We start from the raw sequence: 9,223 nt of genomic DNA, 5'->3' as shown, positions 1-9,223 counted from the left end.
GTATTGAGCATAGTCGAGATTGGTGCAGATCACTTCTGATATTGAACTGTCAGGAGCTGGCTGCACAACAGCCATTACGCCCAATCAACTGGTGCAGTCGTCTTCTGAAAATGACAATAGGTGAGTTTTCTAACTGTTCAATAAACGGTGGTTTTCTGGACAAAAAAAAGTCCGCATCCAATTTGGGTTGCGGACTTTTTGCACTTAATTATTGATAGATTAGATGGGTATCGTTGAGGTGAAAATCAAAAGCATTAAGAGTATGGGTAAAACCCACCATGTTCAGCGATATCCTGAATAATCAAACTGGATATCTCGCTGCCACTAGATGCTAACTCTCGAAGGTACGGTATAGCCTCAACACCTTTATCGACGGCCAAAATGAACGCTGCTGATTCTCTTAGTTCCATACTGTCGCAGCCATTCCTGATTATTCTGATTAGATACTGTGATGCACTACCTACACAGTTAATTACAGCTTCGACCGATTGCCCGATAGCTCCCCTCTGTATTCCGTTGTCATCGATCATGGACAGTAACTTACGTATGTCACCTTCATCAAACGAATTAAACAAGTCAGCGGCATAACATCTAATCTCTGACTTTATATCTTCGCCACTGTATGAAATATCGCCATGCCAAGGGATATGGGCTAGAAGATAAATGAGTAATCTAGGAATTTTGGCAATACTTCTTATTTTGAAAGCTCTAACCAACTCATCCCAGGTTTGGTATGTATTAGGAAATCGCCTAAATAACGTTGTTAAACCAAGCCAAGCCTCGTCATCATTACTGCTTCTAACAAGTCTTAAACTGTCTTCCAGAGAAATATTTGGCCCTCTCCCAGTAACCAAGGGCTTAAAGTAAGAAATGAACTTCTCTTCATCAAAGTGATTGGCACGACTCAAATCGAAACTAATGGAGCTAGCGTGAACGTTACTCTTCAGAAATTTCTTAATATCTGTCCAATAAGCCGTGTCGAGAGATGGTATGTAAACAACAGCAAAAAGGGGGACCTTATAATTTGTCCAGTAATCCCTATGAGTTCCTATCCTAAATGAACAGGAGTTTTTAGAACTATCATAGTAAGAGTCACCAGACTTGATCTGCAAAGCAAAAAGGTGGTTTTCTGGCTGACCATTTGAGTTTATCAACTCGCAAATCGCATCTATCCCAAGATCATTTTCCTGCTCAATCTTTTGAAACAAGCAGCCAACTCCCTCGATAACTCCTCTTACGTAGTTAATACCTTTCTTAGAAGTTACTAACGATTTTGCATAGGTTGGCATATTGGTTCCTCAATACCTTGAACACTGACGCAGAACGCATTTTTTAATATAATATGTTCTAGCAGTACAAAGTAACCGTACTTAGGTGAATAACCGAAATTACCCCAAATGCACGCCAATTTAATTATAATTAATTGATAATTAATGTTTTTTCACTTTCTGTATTGGGAAGTGATACGGTATCGCCTAAAACCTACACGTCATACCGTGTAGGTTTGTTTTATCGGTAGTCCCCGCGTTTTTCCTGCCTTAATTCGCTATTAAGCTATTCTGACTTCTCTTAATCTAAAATGATTATCTTCAGTTGGAAAGTTAATCCCTCACCCGATTCGGATGGGTAAACACCGTCGCTTTACCTTGACGACAAAAGCCGACTAAGGTCAAATTAGCTTTTTCTGCGACTTCAATAGCGAGTGCAGTGGCGGCGGAAACAGCAAATAGAATTTCTGCACCACAGCTAGCGGCTTTTTGTACCATTTCATAGCTAGCACGGCTAGAAACCAGTACTGCGCCTTGTTGCCATTGGTTACGATGTTTCATACCTAAAAGCTTATCCAGAGCCACATGACGGCCGACATCTTCACATCCGCCAACTAATTGCCCTTCTGGTGAAATCCATGCGGCCGCATGGGTACATCCCGTCAGTGCGCCAATTTCTTGCACTTTTTTCAATTCATGTAATGCATTATCGAGATACGAGAGAGAGAAGGTTTGGGTGAAAGGTAGTGGGGCGATCGGTTTGAAAATTTCATCGAGTTGTTCAGTGCCACAAATACCACAGCCTGTACGCCCTGCTAAATTACGGCGACGTTCTTTGAGTTCCATAAACCGACGGCTAGATAATTCAACATGCACTTCAATTCCGCGATTGCAGCCTTCCACGATATCAATTCCACGAATTTCATCATCTGACTGTATTATCCCTTCAGAAAGTGCGAAGCCAACTGCAAAATCCTCAAGATCTTTTGGCGTTGCCATCATTACCACATGGGATATGCCATTGAAGACTAAAGCGACAGGAGATTCTTCTGCTACATAGTCATTTACGAGTAAATTCAGGTTGCCTTTTTGTTGCACGGTTGTGTGATTTAAGCCAATCATTTTGGTTAATTTGGAGTCATTTGTAGTATTTGTTTCATACATTAGATGAATTCCTAGCATTAATGATACATAATATTAATTATGGGTAAAAAGAATTTACACCATTTGCCGGGCAATGAACCTGGGACGTAAGGAAGACGTTGAATAAAAACAGTTTACCTGATTATCGCGATTGGCGTTAGGTAAACATGAGCAATGTAAATGAGGAGATCCCCATGCAAGTCAGCAGAAGGCAGTTCTTTAAGATCTGCGCTGGCGGTATGGCAGGTACGACGGCAGCGGCCTTGGGTTTTGCACCCGCCACCGCGTTAGCGTCAACGCGCCAGTATAAATTACTGCGTGCGAAAGAGACCAGAAATACCTGTACCTACTGTTCTGTCGGCTGTGGGCTGTTAATGTACAGCCTCGGTGATGGCGCGAAAAATGCAAAAGAGAGCATTTTCCATATTGAAGGGGACCCGGATCATCCGGTAAACCGTGGTGCACTTTGTCCGAAAGGTGCTGGACTTATCGATTTCATCCACAGTGAAAGTCGCTTGAAGTATCCTGAAGTGCGTGAGCCGGGTACTAATGAGTGGAAACGTATCACGTGGAACGAAGCTTTTGACCGTATCGCTAAGTTAATGAAAGAAGACCGCGATGCGAACTTTATTGAGAAAAATAAAGATGGTGTCACGGTAAATCGTTGGCTGACCACCGGTATGCTATGCGCATCGGCGGGGAGTAACGAAAGCGGATTTGTAACGCAAAAATTCACCCGCGCTCTCGGCATGCTTGCCGTTGATAACCAAGCGCGTGTCTGACACGGACCAACGGTAGCAAGTCTTGCTCCAACATTTGGTCGCGGTGCGATGACTAACCACTGGGTTGACATTAAAAATGCAAACCTAGTTGTCGTTATGGGTGGTAATGCAGCAGAAGCGCATCCAGTCGGTTTCCGCTGGGCGATGGAAGCTAAAATCCATAATAAAGCCAAATTAATTGTTATTGACCCACGCTTTACCCGTACTGCGGCAGTGGCGGATTTTTACACGCCTATCCGTTCGGGTACAGATATCGCGTTCTTATCAGGTGTTATCAAATACTTACTGGATAATGAAAAAATTCAGCGTGAATACGTGGAAGCGTATACCAACGCCAGTTTAGTTATTCGTGAAGATTATGGTTTTGATGACGGCCTGTTTACAGGTTATGACGAAGAAAAACGTCAATATGACAAAACCACGTGGAACTATGAGATGGATGAAAACGGCCTTGCGCTGCGCGATCCGACTCTGAAACATCCACGTTGTGTATTAAATCTATTAAAAGAACACGTCAGCCGTTATACACCTGAAGTGGTGAATAACATCTGTGGTACGCCAATTAAAGATTTCTTACAAGTCTGTGAATACCTTGCAGAAACGAGTGCTAAAGATAAAACAGCATCATTCTTATATGCATTAGGTTGGACTCAACATACCGTGGGTGCGCAAAATATTCGTACCATGGCGATGATCCAATTACTGCTGGGTAATATGGGGATGTTAGGCGGTGGTGTAAACGCACTGCGTGGTCACTCCAACATCCAAGGTCTAACTGACTTAGGTTTGCTATCTCAGAGCTTACCGGGTTATTTAACCTTACCATCAGACAAACAAACCACATTAGAAAGTTACTTAGCTGCAAACACGCCAAAAGCAACGGTTGAAGGTCAAGTTAACTATTGGGGTAACTACCCGAAATTCTTTGTTAGTTTGATGAAGACTTTCTACGGAGATAAAGCGCAGAAAGAAAATAATTGGGGCTTTGATTTATTACCGAAATGGGATCAAGGCTATGATGTGCTGCGTTATTTCGAAATGATGGATAAAGGGGAAGTTAACGGCTATATCTGCCAAGGCTTTAACCCATTAGCATCATTCCCGAATAAAAACAAAGTCGTTAAGTCGCTGTCAAAACTGAAATTTTTGATTACCGTTGACCCACTGAATACGGAAACCTCGAATTTCTGGCAAAACCACGGCGAAATGAATGATGTGAATCCGGAAGAAATCCAAACTACGGTATTCCGCCTGCCATCTTGCTGTTTTGCTGAAGAAAATGGTTCGATTGTTAACTCAGCGCGTTGGTTACAATGGCACTGGAAAGGTGCGGATGCCCCAGGTGAAGCGATCAGTGATGGTGAAATTCTGTCTGGTATTTTCCATCGTCTACGCCAACTGTATGCCTCTGAAGGCGGCGCAGTACCTGAGCAAGTTCTGAGCATGACTTGGAACTACTTTGACCGTGATAATCCAACGCCGGAAGAAGTGGCACAAGAAAACAACGGTTATGCGCTGGTTGACTTAAAAGATGCGGATGGCAACGTTATTGCGAAAAAAGGTGAGCTGTTGAGTTCGTTTGCCCAATTGCGTGATGATGGTACTACTGCAAGTGGTTGCTGGATTTTCACCGGTAGCTGGACGCCGAAAGGTAACCAAATGGCTAACCGTGATAACTCTGACCCAACGGGTCTAGGTAACACATTAGGTTGGGCATGGGCGTGGCCTCTAAACCGTCGTGTGATTTATAACCGTGCATCGGCAGACCCAATGGGTAAACCGTGGGATCCGAAACGCCAAATCCTCGAGTGGAACGGTAGCAAATGGATAGGAATGGATATTCCTGACTATAGCAATGCTGCGCCGGGAAGTGGTGTTGGTCCGTTTATCATGCAGCCAGAAGGTATGGGGCGTCTATTCGCACTGGATAAAATGGCTGAAGGCCCATTCCCAGAGCACTACGAACCAATTGAAACGCCGCTGGATACTAACCCATTGCATCCAAAAGTCGTATCAAACCCTGCTGCTCGTGTGTTTAAAGATGACTGGGCTCAAATGGGTAAAGCGACAGAATTCCCTTATGTGGGAACGACTTATCGCTTGACTGAACATTTCCACTATTGGACAAAGCATGCCTTGTTAAATGCCATCATTCAGCCACAACAGTTCATTGAAATTGGTGAACGTCTGGCGAATGAAAAAGGTATCAAACAAGGTGATACAGTGAAAGTCAGCTCTAAACGCGGTTATATCAAAGCAAAAGCGGTGGTCACCAAACGTATTCATACGCTGAAAGTGGCAGGTAAAGATATTGATACTATCGGTATCCCTATTCACTGGGGCTTTGAAGGCTTGGCTGTGAAAGGCTTTATTGCTAACACGTTAACGCCGTATGTGGGTGATGCGAATACTCAGACACCGGAATTTAAATCGTTCCTTGTCAATGTGGAAAAGGTGTAAGGAGATAAATTATGTCAATGCAATCTCAGGACATTATTCGTCGCTCTGCCACCAATTCCCTGACTCCCGCGCCTCAGGTGCGGGACTATAAGGAAGAAGTTGCAAAGCTTATCGATGTGACGACCTGTATCGGCTGTAAAGCTTGTCAGGTCGCGTGTTCCGAATGGAACGATATCCGTGACAAAATCGGGACGAACGTTGGGGTATATGATAACCCAACAGATTTAACCGCTAAATCATGGACGGTAATGCGCTTCTCTGAAGTGGAAGAGAACGATAAATTTGAATGGCTGATCCGTAAAGATGGTTGTATGCACTGTGCTGACCCAGGCTGTCTGAAGGCGTGCCCTTCGGAAGGCGCGATAGTACAGTACAAAAACGGTATCGTTGATTTCCAATCAGAACATTGTATTGGTTGTGGTTATTGTATTGCGGGTTGTCCGTTTGATGTACCGCGCATCAACCCAGAAGATAACCGTGCATACAAATGTACGCTGTGTGTTGACCGTGTTGAAGTCGGTCAAGAGCCTGCGTGTGTGAAAACGTGTCCAACCGGCGCTATCCACTTCGGTAGCAAAGAAGACATGATTAACATGGCTGGTGAGCGTGTTGAAGAGCTGAAAACTCGTGGTTATGCAAACGCAGGTTTATATGACCCTGAGGGGGTTGGTGGTACGCACGTGATGTACGTTTTACACCATGCAGATAAACCGCAGTTGTATCACGGATTGCCGGAAAACCCGACAATCAGCCCTACAGTCACTTTCTGGAAAGGTATCTGGAAGCCGTTAGCAGCGGTTGGTTTTGCTGCAACATTTGCGGCGGCCATCTTCCACTATGTGGGTATTGGTCCGAACCGCGTCTCCAAAAAAGATGAAGAAGAAGCTTTAGAAGATTTGCATAATGCAATGTCCTCTGACACTTCGAAATCAAAAGAAGGGGAGGATCAGAAATGATGCCAGATGATAACGATAAAATCATCCGCCATAAACCGATTGAAAGGATCAATCACTGGGCGGTTGTGATTTGCTTTTTATTCACCGCAATCAGTGGGTTAGGGTTCTTTTTCCCTTCACTAAACTGGTTTATGAATATTTTAGGCACACCACAACTGTCGCGAATTTTGCATCCATTTGTGGGTACGGCGATGTTCTTGCTGTTCGTATTTATGTTCTTCCGCTATTTCCACCATAACTTCATTAATAAAGAAGATATCAAGTGGGCAAAAAATATCGGCAAAGTACTGAAAAATGAAGAAGCAGGTGATGTAGGTCAATATAACCTCGGCCAAAAAGGGGTGTATTGGGTAGTCACTATCTGCTTATTAGCGCTGGTGGTCACGGGTGTGATAATGTGGCGTCCTTATTTCGCCGATTACTTCCCAATCCCAGTTTATCGTGCAGCTATTCTTATTCACTCGCTCTCTGCGATTGCGCTGATCATCATGATTGTGGTTCACGCTTATGCTGCGATTTGGGTGAAAGGTTCAGTGCGTGCGATGGTTGAAGGTTGGGTGACTCGTGGTTGGGCGAGAAAGCACCATCCATTGTGGTACCGTCAGCTTTTGGAAAAAGAAAAACAGCAAAAACAGCAACAAGAGAAAAACTAAGTTTTATTATTGTTGTTATCAAACCCACAAATGACTAATGTTATTTGTGGGTTTTTTATATCTAAAAAACATAAACATTCAATTTATTTGAAAGAAAGAAAATTAGATATATTTATTAGATGACCTATTTACGATTTATTATCATTATAGTTAATCAAAATAAGATTAATAAAAATACTCATCAAATATAGATGCTCTTATTTCGCGTATAATTTACATTATTTTTAAACCAAGAATAAACAAATAAACATTTATTCGTTTTTATTTTATGTAAAAAAAGATGTAAAATAGACAACTTATTGATAATAAACAATTTTTATAATTGTTATTTCTTTGTGAATAGCTATTGAATATTGATATTAGATCAATAAATAGCTATCTTAAATGAACATTGTTGGTTAATTCGATATTTTGTTTCTAATTACAAGTTTAAGTTGAATTAATATGCTGGCGTTGGAGTGTTTTAAGAATGATATGGTTTACATATATTAATAGAATTAATTACTGGACATTGGTGATATTATTTAATAAAAATAGTCATGTAGTTAGTAATAAATATAAAAACCATCATATATATAAATATCTTTTTAACGCAGCTAAATAATTGAACCGTCATACATTCCTTTTACGACAGCTAAATAAAGAGGTAACACATGGATCTTCCTTTACAAGGTATTAAAGTACTGGATTTCACCGGTGTACAATCAGGGCCATCTTGTACTCAAATGTTAGCGTGGTTCGGCGCGGATGTTATTAAGATTGAACGTCCGGGAGTTGGAGATGTCACGCGCAATCAATTAAGGGATATCCCTGATGTGGATGCGCTGTATTTCACAATGCTTAATAGTAATAAGCGCTCAGTAGAATTAAATACCAAAACACCAGAAGGTAAAGAGGTGATGGAGCGGCTGATTAAGCAAGCCGATGTCCTCGTTGAGAACTTCCATCCAGGTGCAATTGACCATATGGGTTTCACTTGGGAACACATTCAAGAATTAAATCCTCGTTTGATTTTCGGTTCCATCAAAGGTTTTGATGAAGACTCTCCTTATGCAAATGTTAAAGCCTACGAGAACGTTGCCCAAGCTGCAGGTGGAGCTGCCTCCACGACAGGTTTTTGGGATGGCCCACCATTAGTGAGTGCCGCAGCATTAGGTGATAGCAATACGGGTATGCACTTGCTCATAGGCTTACTTGCAGCGCTATTACACCGCGAAAAAACAGGCAAAGGTCAGCGAGTGACTATGTCGATGCAAGACGCTGTACTCAACTTGTGCCGAGTCAAACTTCGTGACCAGCAACGATTAGAGAAAATTGGCTACCTTGAAGAATACCCGCAATATCCAAATGGTACGTTTGGTGATGCTGTTCCTCGTGGTGGTAATGCTGGCGGCGGCGGCCAGCCAGGTTGGATTTTAAAATGTAAAGGCTGGGAAACTGACCCAAATGCTTATATTTATTTTACTATCCAAGAACAGGACTGGGAGCAAACCTGTGTCGCTATTGGTAAGCCTGAATGGGCAACTGACCCTGCTTACAATACACCAAAGGCTCGTCAACCTCATATCTTTGATATTTTTGCTGAAATTGAAAAATTCTTAGCAGATAAAGATAAACATGAAGCGGTCGAATATTTGAGTAAATACGGTGTACCTTGCGCCCCTGTACTCAGTATGCGTGAAATTGCACGAGACCAATCGCTGCGTAAGAGTGGAAGTATTGTTGAAGTTGAACAACCAAAACGCGGGACTTACTTGACGGTGGGTTGCCCGATGAAATTCTCCTCATTTACACCCGATATCAAAAGCGCGCCATTGTTGGGTGAGCACACAGATCAAGTCCTAACTGAATTAGGCTATAGCGCAGATGAAATTGCAGCTATGCGCGCGAACAAAGCGATCTAATTTTAAAAATTGGGAGTGACTTATCACTCCCTTTAATCTTTTAATCAGTTAATTATG

General features: G+C 42.4%; 6 protein-coding genes and 1 pseudogene. 4 read left to right on the top strand and 3 right to left on the bottom strand.

Going from position 1 to position 9,223, the window contains the following annotated elements; translation table 11 throughout:
- Positions 1–49: 49 nt before the first annotated feature.
- The 3 genes and pseudogenes from ACU696_RS02465 to fdhD form a co-directional block, all read right to left on the bottom strand.
- Positions 50–115, bottom strand: a pseudogene (locus tag ACU696_RS02465) (EAL domain-containing protein); the annotation flags it as partial.
- Positions 116–254: 139 nt separating this feature from the next.
- On the bottom strand, positions 255–1,289 hold the full coding sequence (locus ACU696_RS02460) for a DUF4365 domain-containing protein (RefSeq protein WP_001143643.1): 1,035 nt from the start codon (positions 1,287–1,289) through the stop codon (positions 255–257).
- 312 nt (positions 1,290–1,601) lie between these two features.
- Positions 1,602–2,432: a formate dehydrogenase accessory sulfurtransferase FdhD gene (gene fdhD / locus ACU696_RS02455; RefSeq protein ID WP_209102497.1), complete on the bottom strand. Its 831-nt coding sequence runs from the start codon at positions 2,430–2,432 to the stop codon at positions 1,602–1,604.
- 173 nt (positions 2,433–2,605) lie between these two features.
- Here fdhD and fdnG point away from each other — a divergent pair, with 173 nt between their 5' ends.
- The 4 genes from fdnG (at position 2,606) to frc (ending at position 9,166) form a co-directional block, all read left to right on the top strand.
- On the top strand, positions 2,606–5,653 hold the full coding sequence (fdnG, locus tag ACU696_RS02450; protein ID WP_109912541.1) for a formate dehydrogenase-N subunit alpha: 3,048 nt from the start codon (positions 2,606–2,608) through the stop codon (positions 5,651–5,653).
- Positions 5,654–5,664: 11 nt separating this feature from the next.
- Positions 5,665–6,609, top strand: a complete 945-nt coding sequence (gene fdxH, locus ACU696_RS02445; RefSeq protein WP_004906826.1) for a formate dehydrogenase subunit beta — start codon at positions 5,665–5,667, stop codon at positions 6,607–6,609.
- Positions 6,606–7,262, top strand: coding sequence for a formate dehydrogenase cytochrome b556 subunit (fdoI, locus tag ACU696_RS02440; RefSeq protein ID WP_094961977.1), 657 nt, complete (start codon positions 6,606–6,608; stop codon positions 7,260–7,262). Before fdxH ends, fdoI begins: the two co-directional genes overlap by 4 nt.
- 653 nt (positions 7,263–7,915) lie before the next feature.
- Positions 7,916–9,166 (top strand): formyl-CoA transferase, encoded by a 1,251-nt coding sequence (gene frc / locus ACU696_RS02435; protein ID WP_004906829.1) that lies wholly within the window; start codon positions 7,916–7,918, stop codon positions 9,164–9,166.
- The last annotated feature ends 57 nt before the right edge of the window (positions 9,167–9,223 follow it).

The sequence above is a fragment of the Providencia sp. PROV_01 genome (assembly GCF_053098325.1).
This window is presented reverse-complemented; position numbering and strand designations above follow the sequence as displayed.

Bases quoted from the DNA above. Each gene is read 5' to 3' on its own strand.
- fdxH (WP_004906826.1), top strand. From the start codon at position 5,665: ATGTCAATGCAATCTCAGGACATTATTCGTCGCTCTGCCACCAATTCC.
- frc (WP_004906829.1), top strand. From the start codon at position 7,916: ATGGATCTTCCTTTACAAGGTATTAAAGTACTGGATTTCACCGGTGTA.
- fdhD (WP_209102497.1), bottom strand. From the start codon at position 2,432: ATGTATGAAACAAATACTACAAATGACTCCAAATTAACCAAAATGATT.
- ACU696_RS02460 (WP_001143643.1), bottom strand. From the start codon at position 1,289: ATGCCAACCTATGCAAAATCGTTAGTAACTTCTAAGAAAGGTATTAAC.
- fdoI (WP_094961977.1), top strand. From the start codon at position 6,606: ATGATGCCAGATGATAACGATAAAATCATCCGCCATAAACCGATTGAA.